This window comes from Paenirhodobacter sp. YD-8 (assembly GCF_056590935.1).
Genome location: NZ_CM152649.1, coordinates 2,785,198 through 2,810,321, shown reverse-complemented (window position 1 = coordinate 2,810,321; position 25,124 = coordinate 2,785,198). Strand labels below are relative to the sequence as shown.

The 25,124-nt window shown below is 68.3% G+C and carries 24 protein-coding genes; 17 read left to right on the top strand and 7 right to left on the bottom strand.

Going from position 1 to position 25,124, the window contains the following annotated elements; genetic code table 11:
• The first annotated feature begins 28 nt into the window (after positions 1-28).
• The 8 genes from AC0QTQ_RS13645 (at position 29) to AC0QTQ_RS13610 (ending at position 9,842) form a co-directional block, all read left to right on the top strand.
• Positions 29-928: a LysR family transcriptional regulator gene (locus tag AC0QTQ_RS13645; RefSeq protein ID WP_121534506.1), complete on the top strand. Its 900-nt coding sequence runs from the start codon at positions 29-31 to the stop codon at positions 926-928.
• A 69-nt stretch (positions 929-997) separates the two neighbouring features.
• Positions 998-1,900, top strand: a complete 903-nt coding sequence (locus AC0QTQ_RS13640; protein ID WP_121534430.1) for a LysR family transcriptional regulator — start codon at positions 998-1,000, stop codon at positions 1,898-1,900.
• Positions 1,901-2,022: 122 nt separating this feature from the next.
• Positions 2,023-3,177 (top strand): ABC transporter substrate-binding protein, encoded by a 1,155-nt coding sequence (locus AC0QTQ_RS13635; RefSeq protein ID WP_480257025.1) that lies wholly within the window; start codon positions 2,023-2,025, stop codon positions 3,175-3,177.
• Positions 3,178-3,244: 67 nt separating this feature from the next.
• Positions 3,245-4,228 carry an ABC transporter ATP-binding protein gene (locus AC0QTQ_RS13630; protein WP_480257024.1) on the top strand — a complete coding sequence of 328 codons (984 nt, stop codon included), beginning with the start codon at positions 3,245-3,247 and terminating at the stop codon, positions 4,226-4,228.
• Positions 4,225-5,166, top strand: a complete 942-nt coding sequence (locus AC0QTQ_RS13625) for an ABC transporter permease (protein WP_480257023.1) — start codon at positions 4,225-4,227, stop codon at positions 5,164-5,166. Before AC0QTQ_RS13630 ends, AC0QTQ_RS13625 begins: the two co-directional genes overlap by 4 nt.
• Positions 5,156-5,965, top strand: coding sequence for an ABC transporter permease (locus tag AC0QTQ_RS13620; RefSeq protein ID WP_480257022.1), 810 nt, complete (start codon positions 5,156-5,158; stop codon positions 5,963-5,965). Before AC0QTQ_RS13625 ends, AC0QTQ_RS13620 begins: the two co-directional genes overlap by 11 nt.
• A gap of 17 nt (positions 5,966-5,982) precedes the next feature.
• Positions 5,983-7,407, top strand: coding sequence for a gamma-aminobutyraldehyde dehydrogenase (locus AC0QTQ_RS13615; RefSeq protein WP_480257021.1), 1,425 nt, complete (start codon positions 5,983-5,985; stop codon positions 7,405-7,407).
• 350 nt (positions 7,408-7,757) lie between these two features.
• Positions 7,758-9,842: a c-type cytochrome gene (locus tag AC0QTQ_RS13610; protein WP_480257020.1), complete on the top strand. Its 2,085-nt coding sequence runs from the start codon at positions 7,758-7,760 to the stop codon at positions 9,840-9,842.
• Between the two features lie 67 nt (positions 9,843-9,909).
• Here AC0QTQ_RS13610 and pcaF read toward each other — a convergent pair whose 3' ends face one another.
• The 3 genes from pcaF to AC0QTQ_RS13595 are packed head-to-tail and all read right to left on the bottom strand — an operon-like array spanning position 9,910 to position 12,516.
• A complete protein-coding gene (gene pcaF / locus AC0QTQ_RS13605) occupies positions 9,910-11,112 on the bottom strand; it encodes a 3-oxoadipyl-CoA thiolase (protein WP_480257019.1) in 1,203 nt (400 codons plus the stop codon).
• Between the two features lies 1 nt (position 11,113).
• Positions 11,114-11,785 (bottom strand): 3-oxoacid CoA-transferase subunit B, encoded by a 672-nt coding sequence (locus AC0QTQ_RS13600; protein ID WP_480257018.1) that lies wholly within the window; start codon positions 11,783-11,785, stop codon positions 11,114-11,116.
• Positions 11,782-12,516, bottom strand: coding sequence for a 3-oxoacid CoA-transferase subunit A (locus AC0QTQ_RS13595; protein WP_480257017.1), 735 nt, complete (start codon positions 12,514-12,516; stop codon positions 11,782-11,784). The genes AC0QTQ_RS13600 and AC0QTQ_RS13595 overlap by 4 nt, the downstream gene beginning before the upstream one ends.
• 107 nt (positions 12,517-12,623) lie before the next feature.
• On the opposite strand from AC0QTQ_RS13595, the gene AC0QTQ_RS13590 reads away from it, so the two are divergent.
• From AC0QTQ_RS13590 to AC0QTQ_RS13555, 8 genes are all read left to right on the top strand, one after another.
• Positions 12,624-13,382: an IclR family transcriptional regulator domain-containing protein gene (locus tag AC0QTQ_RS13590; protein WP_480257016.1), complete on the top strand. Its 759-nt coding sequence runs from the start codon at positions 12,624-12,626 to the stop codon at positions 13,380-13,382.
• A 183-nt stretch (positions 13,383-13,565) separates the two neighbouring features.
• On the top strand, positions 13,566-14,048 hold the full coding sequence (locus AC0QTQ_RS13585) for a TRAP transporter small permease (RefSeq protein WP_480257015.1): 483 nt from the start codon (positions 13,566-13,568) through the stop codon (positions 14,046-14,048).
• Complete coding sequence (locus AC0QTQ_RS13580) at positions 14,045-15,346, top strand: TRAP transporter large permease (protein ID WP_128148350.1); 1,302 nt, start codon at positions 14,045-14,047, stop codon at positions 15,344-15,346. Before AC0QTQ_RS13585 ends, AC0QTQ_RS13580 begins: the two co-directional genes overlap by 4 nt.
• Positions 15,347-15,374: 28 nt before the next feature.
• On the top strand, positions 15,375-16,373 hold the full coding sequence (locus AC0QTQ_RS13575; protein WP_480257014.1) for a TRAP transporter substrate-binding protein: 999 nt from the start codon (positions 15,375-15,377) through the stop codon (positions 16,371-16,373).
• A 106-nt stretch (positions 16,374-16,479) separates the two neighbouring features.
• Positions 16,480-17,466 (top strand): VOC family protein, encoded by a 987-nt coding sequence (locus tag AC0QTQ_RS13570; protein WP_121534980.1) that lies wholly within the window; start codon positions 16,480-16,482, stop codon positions 17,464-17,466.
• Entirely contained in the window at positions 17,466-18,959 is a 1,494-nt protein-coding gene (gene mhpA / locus AC0QTQ_RS13565) for a bifunctional 3-(3-hydroxy-phenyl)propionate/3-hydroxycinnamic acid hydroxylase MhpA (RefSeq protein ID WP_480257013.1), read from the top strand. The genes AC0QTQ_RS13570 and mhpA overlap by 1 nt, the downstream gene beginning before the upstream one ends.
• A 3-nt stretch (positions 18,960-18,962) precedes the next feature.
• Positions 18,963-19,805: a fumarylacetoacetate hydrolase family protein gene (locus AC0QTQ_RS13560; RefSeq protein ID WP_480257012.1), complete on the top strand. Its 843-nt coding sequence runs from the start codon at positions 18,963-18,965 to the stop codon at positions 19,803-19,805.
• Positions 19,806-19,882: 77 nt separating this feature from the next.
• The gene (locus AC0QTQ_RS13555) at positions 19,883-20,632 is read left to right on the top strand and encodes a DNA-binding transcriptional regulator (protein WP_480257011.1); all 750 of its coding nucleotides are present in this window, start codon (positions 19,883-19,885) and stop codon (positions 20,630-20,632) included.
• Here the strand turns inward: AC0QTQ_RS13555 and AC0QTQ_RS13550 are convergent.
• From AC0QTQ_RS13550 to AC0QTQ_RS13540, 3 genes are all read right to left on the bottom strand, one after another.
• Positions 20,629-21,168: a carboxymuconolactone decarboxylase family protein gene (locus tag AC0QTQ_RS13550; protein ID WP_480257010.1), complete on the bottom strand. Its 540-nt coding sequence runs from the start codon at positions 21,166-21,168 to the stop codon at positions 20,629-20,631. The genes AC0QTQ_RS13555 and AC0QTQ_RS13550 overlap by 4 nt on opposite strands.
• A gap of 91 nt (positions 21,169-21,259) precedes the next feature.
• Positions 21,260-22,036 (bottom strand): enoyl-CoA hydratase-related protein, encoded by a 777-nt coding sequence (locus AC0QTQ_RS13545; RefSeq protein WP_113900511.1) that lies wholly within the window; start codon positions 22,034-22,036, stop codon positions 21,260-21,262.
• 7 nt (positions 22,037-22,043) lie between these two features.
• On the bottom strand, positions 22,044-23,066 hold the full coding sequence (locus AC0QTQ_RS13540) for a zinc-binding dehydrogenase (protein ID WP_480257009.1): 1,023 nt from the start codon (positions 23,064-23,066) through the stop codon (positions 22,044-22,046).
• 163 nt (positions 23,067-23,229) lie between these two features.
• Here AC0QTQ_RS13540 and AC0QTQ_RS13535 point away from each other — a divergent pair, with 163 nt between their 5' ends.
• Positions 23,230-24,396: an acyl-CoA dehydrogenase family protein gene (locus AC0QTQ_RS13535; RefSeq protein ID WP_480257008.1), complete on the top strand. Its 1,167-nt coding sequence runs from the start codon at positions 23,230-23,232 to the stop codon at positions 24,394-24,396.
• Between the two features lie 18 nt (positions 24,397-24,414).
• Here AC0QTQ_RS13535 and AC0QTQ_RS13530 read toward each other — a convergent pair whose 3' ends face one another.
• Positions 24,415-24,840, bottom strand: coding sequence for a MarR family winged helix-turn-helix transcriptional regulator (locus AC0QTQ_RS13530; RefSeq protein WP_240664568.1), 426 nt, complete (start codon positions 24,838-24,840; stop codon positions 24,415-24,417).
• Positions 24,841-25,124 lie beyond the last annotated feature (284 nt).

The following is a 25,124-nucleotide window of genomic DNA, read 5'->3' as shown; positions in this document are numbered from 1 at the left end:
CTGAAAACTATTCCAAAGGAGAATGATCGTGGAATTCCGCCCGCTGCGCATGTTCGTCGAGGTCGTCCGCCAGGGCGGGTTTTCCCAGGCCGCGCGCGAGGTGAACGCGACGCAATCGACGATCAGCAAGGCGGTGAAGCAGCTCGAGGACGAGATCGGCGTGCCGCTGCTTGACCGGATCGGGCACCGCAGCGTGCTGACCACGGCGGGCGAGATCGTCTATCGCCGCGGCGTGCGGCTTCTGGCCGACCGCGACGACCTGCTGGCCGAGCTCGACGATCTGCGCGGGCTCGGCCGCGGCGTGCTGCGGCTCGGCCTGCCGCCGATCGGGTCGAGCACGCTTTTCGCGCCGCTTTTCGCCACCTACCGGCAGCGCTATCCCGGCGTCGAAGTGCAGCTGACCGAGCACGGCAGCGACCGGCTCGAGGAAAGCCTGCGCGCGGGCGAGATCGACTTTGCCGGCGCGCTTCTGCCGACCTCGGAGGATTTCGAGGTGCAGCTTGTGCGGCGCGAGCCGTTGGTGGCGCTGTTGCCGCCCGGCCATCCGCTGGCGCGGCGGCGGCGGATCGCGCTGGCCGAGCTGCGCGAGACCCCCTTCATCATGTTCGAGAGCGGCTTCGCGCTGCACCGGGTGATCCTCGACGCCTGCCGCCGGGCGGAACTCGAGCCGAAGGTGGTGGCGGTGAGCAGCCAGATCGACTTCATGGTGAAACTGGTCGCGGCGGGGATGGGCACCACCTTCCTGCCGCGGATGATCGCGCAGCAGCGGGCCGGCAAGGCGGTGCGCTGCGTGCCGCTGAGCGAGCCGGGCACCGATTGGGTGATGGCGATGGTCTGGCGCCGCGGCGCCTATCTGTCGGCCGCGGCGCAGGCCTGGCTCGATCTGGTGCGCGGCTATGACTGGGGCGAGCCGGCCGAGTTGCCCTGAGCCCGCCCGCGGGGCTTGACCGCGCCGGCGCGGGCGGGTCTTGTCCCGGGCAAGAGAGGGAGCCCCCGCATGGCCTTCACCATCCGCCAGCTGCGCTATTTCATCGCCGCCGCCGAAAGCGGCACGGTTTCGGGGGCGGCGCTGGCGCTGTCGATCTCGCAATCGGCGGTGACCGAGGCGATCCGCGACCTCGAGGCCGACCTGGGCGTCGCGCTTTTCGAGCGTCACCCGCGCGGGCTCGAGATCACCCAGAAGGGGCACCAGTTCCTGCGCCACGCGCAGGGCATTCTGGCCAGCATCGCCGACGCCCGGCAGGCGGTGGTCTCGGACACCGAAAAGCTCAGCGGGTCGCTGCATGTCGGCGTGACCTCGCTGGTCGCGGGCTATGTGCTCTCGGACATCCTCGCGCGGTTCCGCCGGGCGAACCCCAATGTCGATGTCACCGCGCTCGAGGACAGCGGCGATTACCTCGAACACCTGCTGATCGGCGGCGAGCTGGACGTGGCGGTGATGGTGACCTCGGCGCTGCGCGACCGGATGGCGCTGCAGACCGAGATCCTCGAGGTCTCGCCCTATCAGCTGTGGCTGCCGAACGGCCACCGGCTGACCGAGGCGACCTCGGTCGCGATCGAGGATCTGGTGGGCGAGCCGATGATCATGCTGCGCCTCGACGAGATCGAGGAGGCGACGCGGGGCCTGTTGAGCGCGCTCGGCGCGCGCCCGCGGGTGGCCTTCCGCACCCGGTCGGTCGAGGCGGTGCGCTCGCTGGTGGCGACGGGGGCGGGAATCGCCCTTCTGCCCGAGCTCGTCTATCGCCGCTGGTCGCTCGAAGGTGACCGGATCGTCTCGCGCGATGTCTCGGGCAAGCTGCCTGTGGTGCAGGTGGGGGTGGTCTGGCGCAAGGGCGCGCCCCTTCCCGAGACCGCGCGCGAATTTATCCGCGCCGCGCAAAGCTATTCGGCGCAACGATAAATTCCGGTATCGACTTTTCCGATAGCGCGCTTCTGTCAATTGAATTTGCGAAAACGTGCCATCTCGATCACGCTTCCGTGCGAGGGGCCCCAACATGCCCCGCGACAACAGGGAACATTTTGATGAAAAAGCTTCTGAACCTCTGCGCCTCGGGGATTGCCCTCGGCGCAGCGCTGTCGCTGCCGGCGCAGGCCGAGATGCTGAAGGAACTGGGCAAGCCCGAGGGCGCGCTCTCGATCGTTGCCTGGCCGGGCTATATCGAGCGCGGCGAGACCGACCCGGCCTATGACTGGGTCACCAAGTTCGAGCAGACCACCGGCTGCAAGGTCGAGGTGAAGACCGCGGGCACCTCCGATGAAATGGTGTCGCTGATGAACCAGGGGGGCTTCGACCTGGTGACGGCCTCGGGCGATGCCTCGCTGCGGCTGATCGCGGGCGGCAAGGTGCAGCCGGTCAACATCGATCTGATCCCCGACTGGAAGCGCGTCGACGACCGGCTGAAGGATGCCCCCTGGCACACCGTCGACGGCACCCATTACGGCGTGCCCTTCATGTGGGGCCCGAACGTGCTGATGTACAACACCGAGGTGTTCAAGACCGCGCCCGACAGCTGGGATGTCGTGTTCAACGAACAGACGCTCCCCGACGGCAAGTCGAACAAGGGCCGGGTGCAGGCCTATGACGGCCCGATCTACATCGCCGATGCCGCGATGTATCTGAAGGCGCACAAGCCCGAGCTCGGCATCGAGAACCCCTACGAGCTGAACGAGGACCAGTATGCCGCCGCGCTTGAACTCCTGAAGGGCCAGCGCCAGCTCGTCTCGCGCTACTGGCATGACGCGATGGTGCAGATCGACGACTTCAAGAACGAGGGCGTCGTCGCCTCGTCCTCCTGGCCGTTCCAGGTCAACCTGCTGAAGGCCGACGGCGCGCCGGTCGGCTCGGTCGTGCCGAAGGAAGGCGCCTCGGGCTGGGCCGACACGCTGATGCTGCACTCGGACGCCAAGCACCCGACCTGCGCCTATCTGTGGATGGAGCATTCGCTGAACTCGAACCTGCAGTCGGACCTGTCGGTCTGGTTCGGCGCCGTGCCCTCGGTCCCCGAGGCCTGCACCGACAAGTCGGGGATGCAGACCGCCGAGGGCTGCGACGCGAACGGGCTGAAGGACTTCGACAAGATCTGGTTCTGGCGCACCCCCACCTCGAAATGCGAGGCCGGCGGCTGCGTGCCCTATCACCGCTGGGTGTCCGACTACATCGCCGTGATGGGCGGCTGATCCGCCCTGCGCCCGGGCGGTGACGCCCGGGCCCCCCTTCCTGACTTCCTCCCCTGAAAGACCAAGCATGACCCAAGCTGTGAGTTTCCGCGGCGTCTGTCGGCATTTCGGCATCGTCCGTGCCGTCGACGGTGTTGACCTCGACATCGCCGATGGCGAGTTCTTCGCCATGCTGGGGCCCTCGGGTTCCGGCAAGACCACCTGTCTGCGCCTGATCGCGGGCTTCGAGCAGCCGACCGCCGGCCATATCGAGATCTATGGCGAACGGGCCGAGGGCGTGCCGCCCTATCGGCGCAACGTCAACACCGTGTTCCAGAACTATGCGCTCTTCCCGCATATGGATGTGCGCGACAACGTGGCCTTCGGGCTGCGGGTGAAGGGCGTGGGCCGGGCCGAGCGCAACCGCGCCGCCGAGGAGGCGCTCGAGCTGGTGGAACTCGCGGGCTATGGCGACCGCCGTGCGGGGGCGCTTTCGGGCGGCCAGCGGCAGCGTGTGGCGCTCGCCCGGGCGCTCGTCAACAAGCCGCGCGTGCTGCTTCTGGACGAGCCGCTCGGCGCGCTTGACCTCAAGCTGCGGGAGCAGATGCAGGAAGAGCTGCGCCGGCTGCAGCGCGCCCTTGGCATGACCTTCGTCTTCGTCACCCATGACCAGGAAGAGGCGCTGTCGATGGCCGACCGCGTCGCGGTCTTCGCGCAGGGCACGATCCAGCAGGTCGGCACCCCCGAAGAGATCTACCGCCGCCCGGCAAGCCGCTTCGTCGCCGATTTCGTCGGCTCCTCGAACGTGCTGCCGGCCGAGTTCGTCGGCGCCGGTCCCGCCGGCCGCTGGGCCAGCCTGCGCCCCGAGGATATCCGCCTCGATCCCGCCGGCCGCGAGGCCCGGGTCACCGCGCGCGCCTATCACGGCCGGGTGGTCAAGCTTGGCCTCGAGCTGGACGGCCAGGCGCTGACCGCGCTCGTCTCGCCCGCCGAGACCCTGCCCGAACCCGGCCAGAGTGCCCGCATCGGCTGGGACGCGGCGAAGGTGCATGTGATGGAGCCGGGCGCATGACCGATCACGCGATCTTCCCGCCGCGCGCGGGGCTTGTCGCGCGGGGCGTCGACTGGGTGATCCGCCATCCGCGGATGTTCACCTTCCTGATGATCCTGCCGATCGTGCTGTGGCTCGGCATCGTCTACATCGGCGCGCTGATCGCGCTGCTGATGCAGAGCTTCTTCTCGATCGACGAGTTCTCGGGCGTGGTGAAGCACGAGTTCACCCTTTCCACCTATGCCGAGCTGCTGCGCCCGTCGAATTTCGACATCATCGCGCGCACCGTGGTGATGGCGGGCTCGGTCACGCTCGCCTCGGCGGTGCTGGCCTTCCCGATCGCCTATTTCGCCGCGCGCTATGCCAAGGGGAAATGGAAGGCGCTCTTCTACATCGGCGTCATGCTGCCGCTGTGGTCGAGCTATCTGGTCAAGGTCTACGCCTGGAAGCTGGTGCTGGCGAAGGAAGGCATCCTGAACTGGGTCTTTGCCAAGCTGCATCTGACCTGGGCGCTCGACGGCATCCTGTCGCTGCCGGTCATCGGTGGCAACTCGCTCTCGGTCAGCTATCTCGGCACCTTCATCGTCTTCGTCTACATCTGGCTGCCCTACATGATCATCCCGGTGCAGGCTTCGCTTGAACGGGTGCCGGGACCGCTGCTCGAGGCCGCCTCGGACCTCGGCGCGACGCCGCGGCAGTCGTTCCGCATGGTGCTGTTCCCGCTGGCCCTGCCGGGCATCGTCGCGGGCTCGATCTTCACCTTCTCGCTGACGCTCGGCGATTACATTATCCCGCAGATCATCGGCTCGGGCCGGCTGTTCATCGGTCAGGCGGTCTACACCCAGCAGGGCACGGCCGGGAACATCCCGCTTGCCGCCGCCTTCACCGTGGTTCCGATCGTGCTCATGGGCTTCTACCTGTGGGGCGCGCGCAAGATGGGGGCTTTCGATGCACTCTGATACCAAGGCGCCGCTTGCGCTCAAACTCTCGGCGATCGGCGGGCTCGTGTTCCTGCTCGCCCCGATCGCGCTGATCTTCCTTTACGCCTTCACCACCGAGGAAAAGAGCTATCAGTTCCCGCCGCCGGGGCTGACCACGAAGTGGCTGGGCGTGACGCTCGGACGTGGCGACGTCTGGCAGGCGCTTGGCCTGTCGCTGAAGGTCGCGGCGATCTCGACCTCGATCGCGCTGGTGCTGGGCACGCTGACCGCCGCCGCCGTCGCCCGCTCGCGCTTCTTCGGACGCGAGGCGATCTCGCTCCTCGTGATCCTGCCGATCGCGCTGCCGGGCATCATCACCGGGATCTCGCTGCGCTCGGCTTTCGCGCTGCTCGACATCCCGTTCAGCACCTGGACCATCGTCCTTGGCCACGCGACCTTCTGCATCGTGGTCGTCTACAACAACGCCGTGGCGCGGTTCCGCCGCACCTCGGGCTCGCTCATCGATGCGGCGATGGATCTCGGCGCGGACGGGGAGCAGACCTTCCGTCTGGTGATCCTGCCCAATATCGGCACGGCGCTTCTGGCCGGCGGCATGCTCGCCTTCGCGCTGTCCTTCGACGAGGTGATCGTGACCACCTTCACCGCCGGCAACCAGTCGACCCTGCCGATCTGGATGCTCGAGGAACTCGTCCGCCCGCGCCAGCGCCCGGTGACCAACGTCGTCGCCATGGCCGTGGTGCTGGTGACGGTACTGCCGATCCTTGCCGCCTATTACCTGACCAAAGACGGCGAAAACACCGCCGGTTCCGAGAAATGACTGACTGGGAGACCTCCATGCAAACGCAGATGCTGATCGGCGCCGACCTCGTTTCGGGCACCGAGACCGAGGAACAGATCCTCAACCCCCGCACCGGCGAGGTGATCGTCACCCTTCCCGAGGCCTCGCTCGCGCAGGTCGAGGCGGCGGTCACGGCCGCGACGAAGGCCTTCACCACCTGGTCGCGCACCACGCCGGCCGAGCGCGCGGGCTATCTGCTGAAGATCGCCGAGAAGATCGAGGCCGAGGCGGCGACGCTCGCCGGGCTCGAGGCGCTGAACTGCGGCAAGCCCGGGCACATGGCGCTTGGCGATGAACTGCCGGCGATCATCGACTGCTTCCGCTTCTTCGCGGGCGCCGTGCGCACCATGCACGGGCCGGTGGCGGGCGAATACCTGCCGGGCCACACCTCGATGATCCGGCGCGACCCGATCGGCGTCGTCGCCTCGATCGCGCCCTGGAACTATCCGCTGATGATGATGGCCTGGAAGATCGCCCCGGCGATCGGCGCAGGCAACACCGTGGTCTTCAAGCCCTCCGAACAGACGCCGCTGACCGCGCTGGCGATGGCGAAGATCTTTGCCGAGGTGCTGCCCGAGGGCGTCGTGAACATCGTCCTCGGCCGTGGCGAGACCGTGGGTTCGGCGCTCATCAACCACCCGAAGGTGGCGATGATCTCGCTCACCGGTGACATCGCCACCGGGCGCAAGATGCTCGAGGCCGCGACGCGCACGATCAAGCGCACGCATCTGGAACTGGGCGGCAAGGCGCCGGTGATCCTGTTCGACGATGCCGATGTCGAGGCGGCCGTCGCGGGGCTGCGCGCCTTCGGCTATTACAACGCCGGGCAGGATTGCACCGCCGCCTGCCGGATCTATGCGCAATCGGGCGTCTACGAGAAATTCGTGGCGGACCTCGCCGCCGCGGTCTCGACCATCGGCTTCGGCAACGAGGACGACAGCCTGAACGAGATGGGGCCGCTGATTTCGCCGCGGCAGCGCGACCGCGTGGCCTCCTTCGTTGCCCGCGCCCGTGAACAGAACCACATCGAGGTCGCCACCGGCGGCGAGATCCCCGAGGGCAAGGGCTTCTTCTACAAGCCGACCGTCATCGCGGGCGCCCTGCAGTCGGACGAGATCGTCCGGCGCGAGGTCTTCGGCCCCGTCGTCTCGGTTACCCGCTTCGACGAGCCCGAGGAGGCGATCGGCTGGGCGAATGACTCGGACTATGGTCTGGCGTCGTCGGTCTGGACCAAGGACGTGAGCAAGGGCCTCTCGGTCGCCTCGCGGCTGCAATACGGCTGCACCTGGGTGAACACCCATTTCATGCTGACCAACGAGATGCCGCATGGCGGGCTGAAGCAGTCGGGCTATGGCAAGGACATGTCGATCTATGCGCTCGAGGATTACTCGGTCGTGCGGCATGTGATGATCGCGCTCTGACCCCGTGGTGGCGGGGCAGGGCGCCCCGCTGCCCCCTCGGGCCCGCGCCGCACCTTCATGGTGCCGCGCGGGCCTTTCCACATCCATCGGGGGCGCGCCCCGTGTCATTGTGCCGCGCCCCGAGGTGCGGGCACTCCCGGGCAGCGCGTTTGCACGGCCGGATGTCGGAAATCCATATTGATTTCAGTGCATTGAAAGTCGTGGCGCGATCCGGCGCTGGGGCCGTCTTTCTGACGTCGCGCGCTTTCCCCCTCGGGTAAACCCCTAGAGGCTTCGGGCTAACCCCGGATTGCCCGCAAGGGGGCCTCTTCCTAGCCTCGGACAAGCGCAGAAGAGTGGAAGTGATCGCCATGGCTACGGACAAGACAAGTCGCAAGGGGAAATATGCAGCCGCCGTCGGGGTGGTCGCGGTGCTGGCCGGGGGGACGGCGCTGTTCCTCGCCCGACCTCCGGCGCTCGAGGCGGTGACGCCCGGTTTCACCGGCGAGGCCAGCGCCGAGCTGATCGCGCGCGGCCGCTACATCGCCGAGCTTGGCGATTGCGTCGCCTGCCACACCGCCAAGGACGGGGTGGAGATGGCGGGCGGGCTTGCCCTCGAAAGCCCGATGGGCACGATTTACTCGACCAACATCACCCCCGATCCCGAGACCGGCATCGGCGGCTGGAGCTATGCCGAGTTCGACCGCGCGATGCGCAAGGGCGTGGCGGCGGACGGCCATCACCTCTATCCGGCGATGCCCTATCCCTCCTATGCGAAGATGACCGAGGCCGACATGGGCGCGCTCTGGGCCTATCTCAGCCAGGGCCTTGCGCCGGTGAAACAGGCGACGCCCGAAACCAACCTTGGTTTCCCGTTCAACCAGCGCTGGGGCTTGGCCTACTGGAACACCGCCTTCCTGCAAAGCGCCCCCTTCACCCCCGATCCGTCGAAGGATGCGGTGTGGAACCGCGGCGCCTATCTGGTGCAGAGCCTCGGCCATTGCGGCGCCTGCCACACGCCCCGCGGCATCGGCTTCCAGGAGGTCACCATGGACGGCACCGGGCCGCAGGGGGACAAGTTCCTGTCGGGCGCCCAGGTCGAGAACTGGAATGCCGTCAACCTGCGCAACCTGTGGACCGTCTCCGACATGGTGCGGCTGCTGAAGACCGGGCAGAACCGCTTTGCCACCGTCTCGGGCAGCATGGTCGACGTGATCTCGCATTCGACGCAGCATTTCTCCGACCTCGATCTGACGGCGATGGCGGTCTACATGAAATCGCTGCCCGCCGACCGGCCGGAGCAGCCGACCAGCCCCGCCGAGGTGGTCGCCGCGCTGGTGCCCGAGACCACCTGGACCACGCCGGGCGGGCTTGGCTATGCGCAGTTCTGCTCGGATTGCCACCGCCCGAACGGCGAGGGCGTGCCCGGCGTCTTCCCGCCCTTCGGCGGCAACCACACGATCTCGGCCGAAGATCCCGCGACGCTCATCCACATCACCTTGACCGGCGGGCAAAGCGCGATGACCGCGGCGCATCCGCGCGCCTTCCACATGCCGGGCTTCGCCAAGCTCGGCGATGACGAGATCGCGCAGATTCTCAGCTTCGTGCGCGAGAACTTCGGCGCGGGCGCCGCGCCGGTGACGCCCGAGGCAGTGGCCAAGGCCCGCAAGGCGATCGGCCCCGAGGTCGACAGCTCGACCTTCGAGACGCCGCGGCTTGCCGCGATGCTCGGCGCGCCGAATGCCGATCAGCTGGTGCACGGCATGCGGCTGAATGCCGAGACCCGCGACCTGCTGCCCGATCATGTCGGCGACGAGCTGAACTGCACCTCGTGCCACCTGAACGCGGGCACGGTGGCGAATGGCTCGCCCTATGTCGGCATCACCGCCTTCTTCCCCTCCTACCAGAAGCGGGCGGGCAAGGTGATCGACATGGAGGACCGCATCAACGGCTGCTTCCGCCGCTCGATGAACGGCAAGCCGCTGGCGAAGGACAGCCCCGACATGAAGGCGATGCTGGCCTATTTCGACTGGATGAAGGGCGAGACCAAGCCCGAGGACAAGGTCGAGGGCCGCGGCGTGGGCAAGGTCGATACCTCGCTGATCCCCGATCCGGTGCGCGGCAAGACGATCTATGCCGAGCAATGCGCCGCCTGCCATGGCGAGAATGGCGAGGGGCTGACCGATGCCGCCGGGCGCATGGTCTATCCGCCGCTCTGGGGGGATCATTCCTTCAACATCGGCGCCGGCATGGCGCGCACCTTCACCGCTGCCGCCTTCGTCAAGCAGAACATGCCGATTGCGGCGCATGGCAAGTTCCCGCTCGGGCAGGGGGGGCTGTCGGATCAGGACGCGATCGACGTGGCGGAATACTTCTCGCACATGCCGCGCCCCGACTTCCCCGACAAGGTGAAGGACTGGCCGAAGGACCCGAAACCGAAGGACGCGCGCTACTGATCCCACATCCCGCGTCCTGCGTCCGCGGCCGGCCCCTCGTCCCGGGGCCGGCCGTTTCCTTTGGGCCTCAGACCCGTTCGAGGGCGATGGCGATGCCCTGGCCTACGCCGATGCACATGGTGGAGAGCGAGCGCCTGCCGCCGGTCTTCAGCAGCTCGAGCGCCGCCGTGCCGGTGATCCGCGCGCCGGACATGCCAAGCGGATGGCCAAGGGCGATCGCGCCGCCGTTCGGGTTCACCCGCGCATCGTCATCGGCGATGCCAAGCGCGCGCAGCGTGGCGAGGCCCTGGCTCGCGAAGGCCTCGTTCAGCTCGATCACGTCGAAATCCGCTTGGCTCAGCCCGAGCCGCGCCATCAGCTTTTGTGAGGCGGGCGCCGGGCCGAAGCCCATGATCCGCGGCGCGACGCCGGCCGCGGCCCCGCCCAGCACCCGCGCGATCGGGGTCAGCCCGTGCCGCCGTGCCGCCGCCTCCGAGGCGAGGATCAGCGCCGCGGCGCCGTCGTTCACGCCGCTCGCATTGCCCGCGGTGACCGTGCCGCCCGTCTTCACGATGGCCCTGAGGCCCGAGAGCGCCTCGATCGTCGTCGCGCGCGGATGCTCGTCGCGGTCGACGATCTTCGGCGCGCCCTTGCGGTTCGGGATCTCGACCGGGGTGATCTCCTGCGCCAGCCGGCCGTTTTCCTGCGCCGCCGCGGCCTTCGCCTGCGAGCGGAGCGCAAACGCGTCCTGATCGGCGCGCGAGATGGCGAAATCCTCGGCGACGTTCTCGGCGGTCTCGGGCATGGAGTCTACGCCGTATTGCGCCTTCATCAGCGGGTTGACGAAGCGCCAGCCGATCGTGGTGTCATGCACCTCGGCCGCGCGCGAGAAGGCGCTTTCGGCCTTGGGCATCACGAAGGGCGCGCGCGACATGCTCTCGACGCCGCCCGCGATCATCAGCTCGGCCTCGCCCGCCTTGATTGCCCGCGCGGCGGTCAGGATCGCGTCCATGCCCGAGCCGCAGAGCCGGTTGATCGTGCTGCCCGGCACCGTGACCGGCAGACCCGCAAGCAGCAGCGACATGCGCGCGACGTTGCGGTTGTCCTCGCCCGCCTGGTTGGCGCAGCCGAAGATCACATCGTCGACCGCGGCCCAGTCGACATTCGGGTTGCGCGTCCTCAGCGCGCGCAGCGGAATGGCGCCCAGATCGTCAGCCCGCACCGTGGCGAGTGCGCCGCCGAAGCGGCCGATCGGCGTGCGGATGTAGTCGCAGATGAAAACGTCGGTCATCTCAGAGCTCCGGAGTGATGAGGTCGGCGACCGCACCGTCAAGGTGCAGCGCGGCGCCGGTGACGGCCTGAAGGTCATCGAAGGACAGGCTCGGCAGCTTCTCGCGCAGCACGAAATGGCCGTCCTCGATGTCGATCACCGCAAGCGAGGTATAGACCCGGGTGACGCAGCCGACCCCGGTGAGCGGCAGGGTGCAGGCCTGAAGCAGCTTCGGCTTGCCGTCCTTGGTGACATGGTCGGTGATCACCGCGACGCGTTTGGCGCCATGGACAAGGTCCATCGCCCCGCCGACGGCCGGCACACCCTTCGGCCCGGTCGACCAGTTCGCCAGATCGCCATTCTCGGCCACCTGATAGGCGCCGAGGATCGCGACATCGAGATGCCCGCCGCGCACCATGGCGAAGCTGTCGGCATGGTGGAAGAAGGCGGCGCCGGGCTTCAACGTGATCGCCTTCTTGCCGGCATTGATCAGATCCCAGTCCTCTTCGCCGGGCGCGGGCGCCTCGCCGAAGCCGAGCACGCCGTTCTCGGTGTGGAACACCGCCTCGCGGCCGGGGGGCTGGAACTTCGCCACCATCTCGGGAAAGCCGATGCCGAGGTTGACATAGGCGCCGTCGGCGATGTCCTGCGCCGCGCGCCAGGCGATCTGGGCGTTCGAGAGTTTCGCGGTCATTCTGTCACCTCCGGGTAATGGGCATTGGCGCGGTTCAGCGCCTCTTCCTGCGCGGGGGCAGGCACTTCGACGATGCCTTGAACGAAGATGCCCGGGGTGATCACCTCTTCGGGCGCGATCCCGCCCGGCTCCACGGCGTGGCTGACCTGCGCGATGGTGCGCGCGGCGGCCATCGCCATCAGCGGGTTGAAGTTGCGCGCGGCCATCCGGAAGGTCAGGTTGCCATGGTGATCGCCGAGCTCCGCCTTGATCAGCGCGACATCGGCCTTGAGCCAGCGTTCGCGCACATAGGGCCGCCCGTCGAACTCCTCGACCGGCTTGCCCTGCGCCAGATCGGTGCCATAGCTCGTCGGCGTGTAGAAGGCCGGGATGCCGGCGCCGCCGGCGCGGATGCGCTCTGCCAGCGTGCCCTGCGGCACCAGTTCCAGCGCGATCTTGCCGGCCAGATAGAGCTCGGTGAACACCTTCGGGTCGGCAGAGCGCGGGAAGGAGCAGATCAGCTTCGCCACCATCCCCTGTTCGATCAGCGCCGCAAGACCGACATGGCCGTTGCCGGCGTTGTTGTTGACGACGGTCAGGTTCTTCGGGCTGCCCGTGGCGATGAAGCGGTCGATCAGCGCGTGAATGAGCTCGATCGGCGCGCCCGAGCCGCCGAAGCCGCCGATCATCACCGTCGCCCCGTCCTCGATGCCGGCCACCGCCTCGGCCAGTGTCGCGATGCGTTTGTCCATGGTCTCCTCCGATTGGATTGCCGGAACCTAGGCACGGGCAGGCGGTCGGGCGAAGCGCTTTTGTGCGCATGTTGACTTTTGTTCGGATTGCGCAAATCTTTGTGCGCATGGCGAACAAGACAGACATCATCGCCTCGATGCTCAAGGGATTGAGCGTGATCGAGGCCTTCCGGGCGGAGCATCCGCGACTCAGCATCAGCGAGGTGAGCGAGATCACCGGGCTTGACCGGGCCACGGCGCGGCGCTGCCTGCTGACCCTGCACGAGGGCGGCTATGCGGACTATGACGGCAAGTTCTTCACCCTGACGCCACGGGTTCTGCGGCTTGGCATGGGGGCGCTGGCCGCGCTGCCGCTGGCGCAACTGGTGCAGCCCTGGCTCGATCAGCTGAGCGAGCAGATCGGGCAGTCGACCTCGGTCTCGATCCTCGACGAGACCGAGATCGTCTATCTGGCCCGCGCCGCGCAACGCCGGGTGATGTCGATCGGGCTGATGCCGGGCTCGCGGCTGCCGGCGCATTGCACCTCGATGGGGCGGGTGCTGCTGGCCGCGCTGCCCGAGGCGGAGGCGCATGCACTTCTTGACCGTGCCGATCTGAGCCCGCGCACCGCCTTCAGCCTGACCGACCCCGAGGAGATCATGGCGCGCCTGGCCCAGGTGCGGCGCGAGGGCTATGCGCTGATCGATCAGGAGGTCGAACCCGGCCTGCGCTCGATCGCGGTGCCGCTTTATTCCGCGCGCGGGCGGGTGGTCGCCGCGCTCAACACCGGCGTCGCCGCGGTGCAGGGCAGCGCCGCCGATCTGGTGACGCTCTATCTGCCGGCGCTGCTCAAGGTGCAGGCCGGGCTGCGCCGCGTGCTGAGCTGAGACGCCGTGTCCGCCTGACGGACACTTCCGGCATCAGGCTTCGTTTCCGCCCCCACCCTCCGCTATCCCGGGGGCGGGAGTGACGGCCCGCGGTTTGGGAGAACCGGCGGCCGCCAGCAAGGACATCCGGACGAGGGCGCCGCAACCACGCGGCGGCGCGGCGCTTGGGAGGGCGCGGGACACATGGTGCGCAAGACCAATCCATTGATTTCCGTGGCGCTTCTCAGCGCGGCGGCAGGCTGTTTCCTGCTTGGCACCGGGGTCACCGTGGCCGATGTGATCTTGCGCAAGCTGGGCGGCATCAACGTCCGCGGCGCGATCGAGCTGACCTCCTATTCGATCGGCTTCGGGGCGCTGCTGTCGATGCCGGTGTGTTATGCGCTGCGCAGCCACGTCACCGCGAAACTGCTGTCGGAGCTGATGCCGACCCTGTTCCTGCGCCCGCTCGGCCGGCTCGGCGCGGTGGCCTCGCTGGTCTTCGCCGGGCTGATGGTGTGGATCGTCGGCGCCAATGCGCTGTCGAAGCTCGGCTCGCCCGAGACCTCGGCCGATCTCGGCCTGTCGATGCCGATGCTGCTTTCGGTCACCGCGGTGACGCTGGCGGCCGCGCTGTTCGCCGCCTGCGTCGGGCTCTGGCTGGAATGGCGCCGGGGGGCGGCGGAATGAGCGGGCTGGTGCTGGGCGGGCTCGGGTTTCTCGCCGCGATCGTGATGATCTTCCTCGAGGTGCCGGTCGCGGTCGCGCTTGGCCTTGTCGGGCTTGGGGGCGCGGCGATGATCATCGGCGTCTCGGGCGCGATGACGATCGGCGCCACCACGGTCTGGGACAGCCTGACGAATTACACCCTGACGATGCTGCCGCTGTTCGTGCTGATGGGCAATCTGGCGGCGCAATGCGGGCTGTCGTCGAAGCTCTACCGCTCGATGTCGGTGCTGATCGGGCATCGCCGCGGCGGGCTGGCGCTGGCCACGATCGGCGCCTCGGCGGGCTTCGGGATGATCTCGGGCTCGTCCTTGGCCACCACCGCCACGATGGGCCGCATCGCGCTGCCCGAGATGCGCGGTGCGGGCTATTCGCCCTCGCTCTCGGCGGGCGCGATCGCCGCGGGCGGCACGCTCGGCATCCTGATCCCGCCCTCGACGGTGCTGGTGATCTATGCCTTCATCGCCGAGCAGTCGATCCGCTCGCTGCTGCTGGCGACGGCGGGCCCGATTGTGATCGCGATCACGCTCTATTGCCTCGCGATCTGGGTGCCGATCTGGCTCGGCCTGTCCTCGGCGCCCAGCCGGAACCGCGCGACCGGCGCCGAGCGGCGCGAGGCGCTGCGCGAGCTGGTGCCGCCGCTCGGCATCTTCGGGCTGATCATGGGCGGTCTTTATTCCGGCCTCTTCACCGCGAACGAGACCGCGGCGATCGGCGCGGCGGTGGTGCTGGCCTATGGCGTGCTGTCGCGCCGGCTGAGCGCGCGCGGCTTCTTCGACGCGGCGATGGACACCGCGCTGACCTGCGGCGCGCTCTATCTGGTGCTGATCGGGGCGAACCTCTTCAACTTCTTCCTCGCGCTCTCGGGGTTGCCGTTCTCGCTCACCGGGCTGTTCTCGGGGCTGCTCGACCATCCGCTGCTGGTGATCTTGCTGATGCTGGCGATCTATCTCGGCCTCGGCACGCTGATGGACAGCCTGGCGATGCTGCTGCTGACCGTGCCGCTTTTCGTGCCGGTGGCGCAGGCGGCGGGGATCGATCTGATCTGGTTCGGCATCTTCGCGGTGATGGTGGTCGAGATGGGGCTGATCACGCCGCCGGTGGGGATGAACCTCTTCGTGCTGAAGACGACGAACCCCGAGCTGAGCATGATGGACCTGTGGCGCGGCGTCACCCCCTTCGTGCTGGCCGATCTGCTGCGCGTGGCGATCGTCATCGCCGTGCCCGCGATCGTGACCTGGCTTCCCCATGCAGCAATCTGACATCCGGACATCCAAGGGAGGGATTTCCATGTTCAACACGTTCCTGAAGACTGCGGCACTGGCGCTGCTGCTGGCCGCACCGGTGGCCGAGGCGCGCGAGATGCGGGTGTCGAGCCACGAGCCGCCGCAGGGCTTCTATTCGGCGAAGGTCCTGCAGGCCTGGATCGACCGGGTCAATCCGCAGCTCTCGAAGGGCAATGCCTTCAAGCTTTACCCGGGCGCGATGCTCGGCGCGGCGCCGGCGCAGGCCGAGCTGGTGAAGGCGGGCGTCGCCGATGTCGCGCTGGTGGTGCCGACCTATACCCCGGGACTGTTCCCGATGAGCAGCGTGGTCGAGCTGCCGGGCCTCGTGCAAAGCGCGTCGGGCGGGGCGAAGATCCTCGACACCCTCGCCGACGAGGGGCTTCTGGGCAAGGAATACGCCGATTACAAGGTGATCGCGCTGTTCACCACGACCGGTTACCGGGTCTTCATGACCGGGGCGCCGGCGCTGCATCCGTCCGACCTGAAGGGGCTGAAGCTGCGCACGCCGTCGAAATTCGGCTCGACCCTCTTCGATCTCGTCGGCGCCTCGGGCGTCTCGGTGCCCGCGCCGCAGGTCTATGAGAACCTCGAGCGCGGCGTGGTGAAGGGCGCGGTCTGGGTGATGGACGCCTATCGCACCTTCCGGCTGAACGAGGTGGCGCCCTATGTCACCGACACCCGCTTCACCGCCTCGCCGATGGCGATCCTGATGAACAAGGCGACCTATGCGAGCCTGCCCGAGGCCGACCGGGCGGTGATCGACGCGATGTCGGGGCGCGCCGCGGCGGAGTGGATCGCGGGCGTGGTCGACGGCACCGATGCCGAGATCGAGGCGGCCTTCCGCGCCGATGGCAAGGTGACCTTCACCGATCTCGATGCCGCGACGCAGGCCGAGTGGGACGCGGCGCTCGCCGGGGCGCCGGCGCAATGGCTGGCCGAGCAGACCGACAAGACCGCTGCCGAGGCGGTGCTGACCCGCGCGCAGGCGATCGCGGGCGAATGAGCCGGGCCCGGTCCGTCCGTCTGCCGGACGGGCCGGGGCCCTTTCCCGGGCGCGCGCGGCGCGCCGCCCAGACCGGGGGAAACCCCGACCGATGATGGAGGTGACCATGGCAATCATTGCACTGGGCTATCTTGGCGTGCGCTCCGACAAGCTTGACGCGTGGAGCGATTTCGCCGGCAAGCTCTTGGGGATGCAGAAGATCGACCGCGGCGGCAAGGCGCTTGCCTTCCGCATGGACGACAAGGCGCAGCGCTTGCTCGTCTCGGACGAGCCGGGCGAGACGCTGGCCTTCCTCGGCTTCGAGGTGGCGCATCGCGCCGATCTCGAGACCTATGCCGCGCGGCTCGATGCCGCCGGCACCGCGGTGCACTGGGGCACCGGTGCGCTTGCCGACCGCCGCCTTGTGGGCGACCTGATCTGGTTCGAGGACCCGATGGGCAACCGCGTCGAGCTCTTTCACGCGCCGATGATCGCCACCGATCCCTTCGTGCCCGGCCGGCCGATCGACGGCTTCATGACCGGTCCGCTCGGAATGGGGCACGCGGTGCTGCATGTGAAGGACATCGAGGTGATGATGCCCTTCTACCGCGATCTTCTCGACTTCCGCGTCTCGGATTTCGGGCGGGTGCCCTATGGGCTCTATTTCTTCCACCTCAACGACCGGCACCATTCCTTCGCCATGGTCGGCTCGGGGCGCGAGGGCTTCCACCATTTCATGGTCGAGTTCTGCAACCTCGACGATCTCGGCCAGGGCTATGACCTTGCCCAGCTCGAGGAAGGGCGCGTCGCCTACACCCTCGGGCGGCACACCAATGATTACATGACCAGCTATTACGCCAATTCGCCCTCGGGCTTCTTCGTCGAGAACGGCTGGGGCGGGCGGCTGATCGACCAGGCAAGCTGGGAGCCGCACGAGACCACCGTGGGCCCGAGCTTCTGGGGCCATGACCGGCTCTATCTGGAGGAAAACGACCCGGCCCGGATCGCGCTGCGCGAGATGCGGCTCGCGGCGGCACAGAACGGGCGCCGCTCGCCGCCGGTGGCCGATTGCCCCTGGCTTTACGGCGAACTTGCCAAGCACGGGAGGGGCTGATGCAGGAGTATGACGTCGCCATCATCGGTTACGGGCCGGCGGGCGCCACGCTCGCCCATCTGCTGGCGCAATGCGGGCTGAGCGTTCTGGTGCTCGAACGCGAGAGCGCCGCCTATCACCTGCCGCGCGCGGTGCATTTCGATGCCGAGGTGATGCGCGTGTTCCAGTGGATCGGTATCGCCGAGAAGATCGAGCCGCTCACGGCGCTGCATCCGGGCATGCGCTTCGTCTCGGCCGAAGGCGATCTGCTGCTCGACTGGCCGCGGCCGCAGGGCGAGGGGCCGCAGGGCTGGCGCGCGAATTACCGCTTCCACCAGCCCGATCTGGAACGGATCCTGCGCGAGGACATGGCGGCGCGGCCGGGCGTCACCGTCCGCACCCGTTGCGAGGCCTTCTTCGTCGAGGATCAGGGCGAGCGGGTCGAGATCCGCTTCGAGGACATGTCGCGCGGCAAGGTCGAACATGTCGCGGCGAAATATGTCGTCGGCTGTGACGGGGCGCGTTCGCTCGTGCGCCGCTACATCGAGAGCGGGATGGAGGATTACGGCTTCCACGAACGCTGGCTGGTCGTCGATGTGATCCTGAACGCCGACAAGCCCGAGCTGGGCGACCACTCGATCCAGTATTGCGTGCCCGACCGGCCGGCGACCTATGTGCGCTGCCCGGGGACGCGGCGGCGGTGGGAGATCACCGTGAAGCCCGGCGAGGACAGCACCGAGATCGCCCGCCCCGAGCGGGTGTGGGAGCTGCTCTCCGACTGGCTCGGTCCGGACGAGGCGGTGCTCGAACGCACCGCGGTCTACGTCTTCCACTCGCTTGTCGCCGAGGATTGGCGCAAGGGGCGGCTGTTGCTGGCGGGCGATGCCTGCCACCAGACCCCGCCCTTCATGGGCCAGGGGATGTGCGCGGGCACCCGCGATGTCGCGAACCTCTACTGGAAGCTCGCGCTTCTGTGTCAGGGCAAGGTGACGGGCGCGGCGGCCGAGGCGCTTCTCGACAGCTACGAGAGCGAGCGCAAGCCCAATGCCCGCGAATATATCCAGACCGCGGTGCGGCTTGGCGGCCTCATCAACACCGCGGGCACCGAGGCGGCGCTGCGCGCGGCACTGCCCTCGGCCGACGGCTCGGCGCGGATGGAAAGCATCGCGCCGCCGATCGGCCCGGGACTTGGCATCGGGCCGAAGGCCGGGCGGCTCTTCGGTCAGCCGCGGCTCGCCGACGGGCGGCGGATGGACGAGGTCTTCCGCCACCAATGGGTAGTGGTGGCCGAGGCCGATCTGGCCCGCGGCCTTGCCCTGCCGGCGGGTGTCGGTCTGGTCACGACCGAGACCAGCAACGCCGCCGAGCATCTTGCGCGGCTTGGCGCCCGTGCCACCGTTCTGCGCCCCGACCGCCACACGCTTGGCGGTGCCGACACCCCCGAGGCGCTTGCGGCGCTGATCGCCGCGATCCTGCCGAACCCGATCCCCCTTCCCGAACCGGAGATGGTCTGACCCATGAAACTTTGTTCCTTCACCAAAGACGGCCGTGCGAGCTATGGCCTTGTCACCGAGGCCGGCATCGTCGATCTCGGCCGCCGCTTCGCCGCGCCGACGCTGCGCGATTTCCTCGCCGCGGGCGATCTGGCGGGGGCGGTAGCGCTGGCCTCGGCGCCCGCCGACTATGCCTTCGACGCCGTCGCCCATGACCCGGTGATCCCGAACCCCGACAAGATCATCTGCGTCGGGCTGAACTATCACGACCACATTCAGGAAACCGGCCGCGAGGAGACGCCGAACCCGGTGCTCTTCGCGCGCTATGCCGGCAGCCAGATCGGCCATGGCGCGGCGCTGGTGAAGCCGCTCGAAAGCGATCAGTTCGACTACGAGGGCGAGCTTGCGGTCATCATCGGCAAGGCAGGCCGCCGCATCCCCGAGGCCGAGGCGCTCGATCACGTCGCAGGCTATGCCTGCTACAATGACGCCTCGGTGCGCGACTGGCAGAAGCACACGCATCAGTTCATGCCGGGCAAGACCTTTGCCGGCACCGGCGCCTTCGGGCCCTGGATGGTGACCGCGGACGAGATCCCCGATCCCGCGGCGCTGCATCTGCAGACCCGGCTGAACGGGCAGGTGGTGCAGGATACCGAGGTTTCGCTGCTCATCACCTCGATCCCGCGGCTGATCGCCTATTGCTCGACGATCCTGCCGCTGCTGCCGGGCGACGTGATCGTCTCGGGCACGCCGGGCGGGGTCGGCGCGCGGCGCAATCCGCCCCTGTGGATGCGCGACGGCGATGTCTGCGAGGTCGAGATCTCGGGCATCGGCACGCTGTCGAACCCGGTCGCGAACGAAGTCTGAGCCTTTCCGGGCCGCGCGCGCCATGCCACTGTGCGCCGATGACGATGCGTGAACCTGCCCCTAAGAAAAGCGAGTCCGTGCGGTCCCTGACCCGCGGGCTTGCGATCTTGCGCCATGTGAATGCCGAGGGCGCCTGCCGTCCCGGCGAGATCGCGGCGGCGCTTGGCCTGCCGCGGCCGACGGTCTATCGCCTGCTCGAGACGCTCGAGGAGGCGGGCTATGTCGCCTTTTCCGCCAGTTCGAACCGGGTGCGGGTGACGCGGCTTGCGGCCTCGCTTGGCGATGCCGGGGCGCTGACCTCGGACCTGTGCCAGATCGCCGGACCGCTTTTCGCCGATTACGGCGCGCGGCTGGTCTGGCCGCTCGATCTCTCCGTCTACGACAACGCCGCGATGGTGATCCAGGAGACGACGCATGGCCGCTCGCCGCTGTCGATCGACCGCGCGATGATCGGCTATCGGCTGCCGATGTTGCGCACCTCGGCCGGGCGCGCCTATCTCAGCTTTTGCGGCACCGAGGAGCGGGAGCTGATCCTTGACCACCTGCGCCGTCTGGGCGACCCGGCGGACATGCTGTTCCTCGAACCCCATCGGCTCGAGCGGATGATCGGCGAGACCCGCGCCGCCGGGTTTGCGCTGCGCGACGCGGGCGAGTTTCGCGCGCAGACCGCCTCGATCGCCGCGCCGGTGCTGATCGAGGGGGCGGTGGCGGGCTGCGTCTCGATGATCTGGATCCGCACCGCGATGAGCACGCGCAAGGTGCTCGACACCTATGGCGCGCCGCTGGTCGAGCTTGCCGGCAAGATCGCGGCGGGGCTTTCCGCCTAGGGCAGCGGCAGCGGCGCGCGCGCCATCGCGGCGGCGACATCGGCGTCGACGGGCGTCTCGTAGGTCATCAGCAGATAGCCGAGCACGGAATAGAAGCCGACCGTGGCAATCAGGTCGAGCACCGCCTTCTGCCCGATCGCCGCGGCAAGCGCGGCCTCGAGCGGGGCGGGCAGGCGGCGCGCGTCGAACAGCGCATCGACCGCGGCGGCGATCAGCCCGTCCTCGCCTTCGGCCGTGCTGCCGATCGCGGCGATCCTCGCGTCGGAAAAGCCAAGCGCGCGGGCGCGGGTGACGTGATGCGCCCATTCGTATTCCGCCCCCATCCGCACCGCGCAGCGCAGGATCACCACCTCGGAGCGGTCGGGGCCAAGCGCGCTGTCGGTGACGACATGGGCGCGCAGCGGCGCCCAGGCCCGCAGCAGCGCCGGGTGATGCGCCATCACCCGATAGACGTTCAGCCGCCCGGCAAAGCCCGCGCGCAGATCCTCGATCTCGGCGGGCCAGGTTTCGTCGGGAATGGGCGGGCAGGGGGACATGGCGGGCCTTTCGCTGGTGTCCGTGCAGGGAAGCGCCGCCGCCGCCGGCCGTCAAGCGGCGGCGGCGGGGCGTCCGCCTGCCGGGCGCCGCTCAGCGGTTGCGGAACACGGGAGGGCGCTTTTCGGCGAAGGCGGTCATCCCCTCGCGCCGGTCCTCGAGCGCGAAGGTGGAATAGAGCAGCCGCCGCTCGACATAGATGCCTTCCTGCAGATGCGTCTCATAGGCCTTGTTCACCGCCTCCTTGGCGAGGGCGAGAACGGGGCGCGAGCGCGCGGCGAGGCTTGCGGCAAGCGTCACCGCCTCGCTCACCTGGGTGCCCGCGGGCACGACGCGGCTCACCAGCCCATGCGCCAGCGCCTCGGCCGCGCTCAGCGCCCGGCCGCTCAGGATCATGTCCATCGCCACCGCCTTGCCGACGATCCGCGTCAGCCGCTGCGTGCCGCCCGCCCCCGGGATCACGCCGATCGCGGTCTCGGGCAGGGCGAAGCGGGCGGTTTCCGAGGCGATGATGATGTCGCACATCAGCGCGAGTTCGCAGCCGCCGCCGATCGCATGGCCCGAGACCGCCGCAATCACCGGCTTGCGCAGCCGCGAGATCCCTTCCCAGGTGGCGGTGATCAGGTTCTCTTCGAACACCTCGGCGAAGGTCTTGTCCTTCAGCTCCTTGATGTCGGCGCCGGCGGCGAAGGCGCGGTCCGAGCCGGTGAGCACCACCGCGCCGATCGCGGGATCGGCGTCGAAGGCGGCGGCGGCGGCCGAGATCTCGGCGGTGATCGTGCTGTTCAGCGCATTGAGCGCCTCGGGCCGGTTCAGGGTGATGAGACCGACGGCGCCGTCGGTGGTGACGAGGATGGTGTCATAAGCCATGGATACCTCAGGCGATGCGGATCAGGATCTTGCCCATGCGGGCGGGGTGTTCGAGGCGCTCGAAGGCGGCGGGCGCCTCGGCCAGCGGGAAGGTGCTGTCGATGAGCGGGGGGATCGCGCCGCTTTCCCAGCAGCGGATCAAGCGGCGGAACTCCTCCATCGAGCCCATGGTCGAGCCATGGACCGAGAGCTGGCGCACGAAGAGGCGCTGGATGTCGGCCGATGGATGCGCCCCGGTCGTCGCGCCGCAGGTGACAAGCGCGCCGCCGCGGGTGAGGCTGCGCAGGCTGGCGCCCCAGGTCTTTTCGCCGACGGTGTCGATCACCAGATCCGCGCCCTCGCCATCGGTCAGGCGCAGCACGGTCTTCGCGATATCCTCGGCGCGGTAGTCGATCACCTCGAGGCCGCGGGCGCGGAAATGGCCCCATTTCCCCTCGCCGGTGGTGGTCACGATCACCCGCGCCCCGGCCATCCGGGCCAGCTCGGTCGCCACCTGCGCGACGCCGCCGCCCGCGCCCTGCACCAGCACCACCTGACCCGGCCCCGCCGCCACCTTGCCGAAGACCATGCGCCAGGCGGTGAGACCCGCCACGCCCAGCATCGCCGCGGCCTCGAGATCGGCGCCGGGGGCAAGGCGGACGACCGAGCGCGCGGGCACCACCACCTCCTCGGCGAAGGTGCCGTCGCGATGCTCGCCGAGGATGCGGATGGTGTGGCACAGCGGCTGGTCACCCGCGAGACAGGCGCGGCAGGTGCCGCAGAATTCGGCCGGGTAGAGCACCACCGGATCGCCCGGCGCAAGGCCAGGGCAGCCTGGCGCCTCGATCACCGTGCCCGCGCCGTCGACGCCCATGATCTGCGGCAGGCTGTGGGTGATGCCGGCGCCGCTGTCGCGCATGTAGAGGTCGACTCGGTTGACCGAGGCCGCGACCATCCGCACCCGCACCGACCCCGGCGGACAGTCCGGCCGGGGCATTTCGCGCAGCGCGACTCCGGCGCGCCCGCGTTCGCTCAGAACGATTGCCTTCATGCGTGGGTCCTCCCTGCGGATAAATGTAAAGACATTGTCATTTATCGACAAGGGGTGTCTCGCTTGATCTCCATATTGCTCAGACATGCGCCGATTGTTTCATCTTGCGCGGTGCGCTCTTCGACATTATACGTAAATATATTGCCATAAATGGGAGGATGAAATGGCGCTGGATTCCGATACGCTCGCGCAGCTCTGTGCCACCCTGCGCCGCTTCGTCGACGAGCAGCTGATCCCGGCCGAGGCCGAGGTGGCCGAGACCGACGCGATCCCTGAGCGCATCGTCGCACAGATGCGCGAGCTGGGCCTGTTCGGCCTGACCGCCCCGGAAGACTTCGGCGGGCTCGGCCTGACGATGGAGGAGGAAGTGAACGCGATCTTCGAGCTGGGCCGCGCCGCGCCCGCCTTCCGCTCGATGTTCGCGACCAATGTCGGCATCGGCATGCAGGGGATCGCGATCGACGGCACGCCCGAGCAGAAGGCGAAATACCTGCCGCGGCTGGCCAGCGGAGAGCTGATCGGCTCCTTCGCGCTGACCGAGCCCGAGGTCGGCTCGGACGCGGGCTCGGTGCGCACCACGGCACGGCGCGAGGGGGATGTCTACGTCCTCAATGGCACCAAGCGCTTCATCACCAATGCGCCGCATGCGGGCCTGTTCACCGTGATGGCGCGCACCGATCCGGCGCAGAAGGGCGCCTCGGGCGTCTCCGCCTTCGCGGTCGAACGCGGCACGCCCGGCCTTGCCCTTGGCAAGCCCGAGAAGAAGATGGGGCAGCAGGGCGCGCATGTCTGTGACGTGATCTTCGAGGACTGCCGGGTGCCCGTCTCGGCGCTGATCGGCGGGGTCGAGGGGCAGGGGTTCAAGACCGCGATGAAGGTGCTTGACAAGGGGCGGCTGCACATCGCGGCGGCCTGCGTCGGTCTGTCGGAGCGGATCCTCGACGACATGCTGGCCTATGCCGTCGGGCGCCGGCAGTTCGGCAAGACCCTTGCGGATTTCCAGCTGATCCAGGCGATGTTCGCCGACAGCAGGGCCGATGCCTACGCGGCGCGCTGCATGGTGATCGACGCGGCGCGCAAGCGCGATGCGGGACTCAATGTCTCGGTCGAGGCCTCCTGCGCGAAGATGTTCGCCTCCGAGGCGGTGGGACGGATCGCCGACCGCAACGTGCAGGTGCATGGCGGCAACGGCTATATCCGCGAATACCGCGCCGAGCAGCTTTACCGCGATGCGCGGCTGTTCCGGATCTATGAGGGCACGACGCAGATCCAGCAGATCGTCATCGCGAAGGCGCTGGTGACCGAGGCGCGCGCGGCCGCGGGGCTGTGAGACGCCAAAGGCCGCCGGTTACTCGGCGGCCTTCTTGTCTGTCTGAATTTCGGGGTCGATGTCCTTGAAATTGCGCAGCATCTTGTCGAGGTAATGGATCATGTGGATCCGGTCCTCGGTCGAGAACCCGCGCAGCGCATCGTCATAGAAATCCGAGATCACCGGCCGCATGTCCTCGTCCCAGAGGCTGCGGCCCTTCGTCGTCAGCCGGATCAGCCGCGAGCGGTTGTCGTTCTCGTCGACGGTGCGCTCGATGTAATCCATCGCCTCGAGCCGGGTCAGCACGCCGGTCAGGTTCTGCCGGCTGACCAGCAGGAAGGCGGCGAGGTCACCCACCGCCACGCCCGGCTCGAACGCGGGCCGCGTCAGCGCGCCCAGCACCGCCCATTGCTGCGTGGTGATGTGATGCGCATCGAGCGCCCGTGTCCCGGTTTTGTGCAACATGTTGGCGCATTGGTAGAGCCGGAAGAAGAGCCGGTTGCTCAGCCGCGGGGCCTGATCTTTGGGTTTTTCGCCGTTTTGCATCATGTCCGCCAGAATGGCTGCAGTCCGCGGCGCGGTCAAGCGATGGCGTTGCGCACAAAGAAAGTAAATATATTGACATAAATTGCCGGGCCGCGCATGTTTGGGGCAGGGAGGCCATCCGGCATTCGGAAAGGCGATTCGGCGCGGAAATCTCGGGGGAACCCGGTTCCGGCATCGGGTCCGCATGGCCCGGCACACGGGAA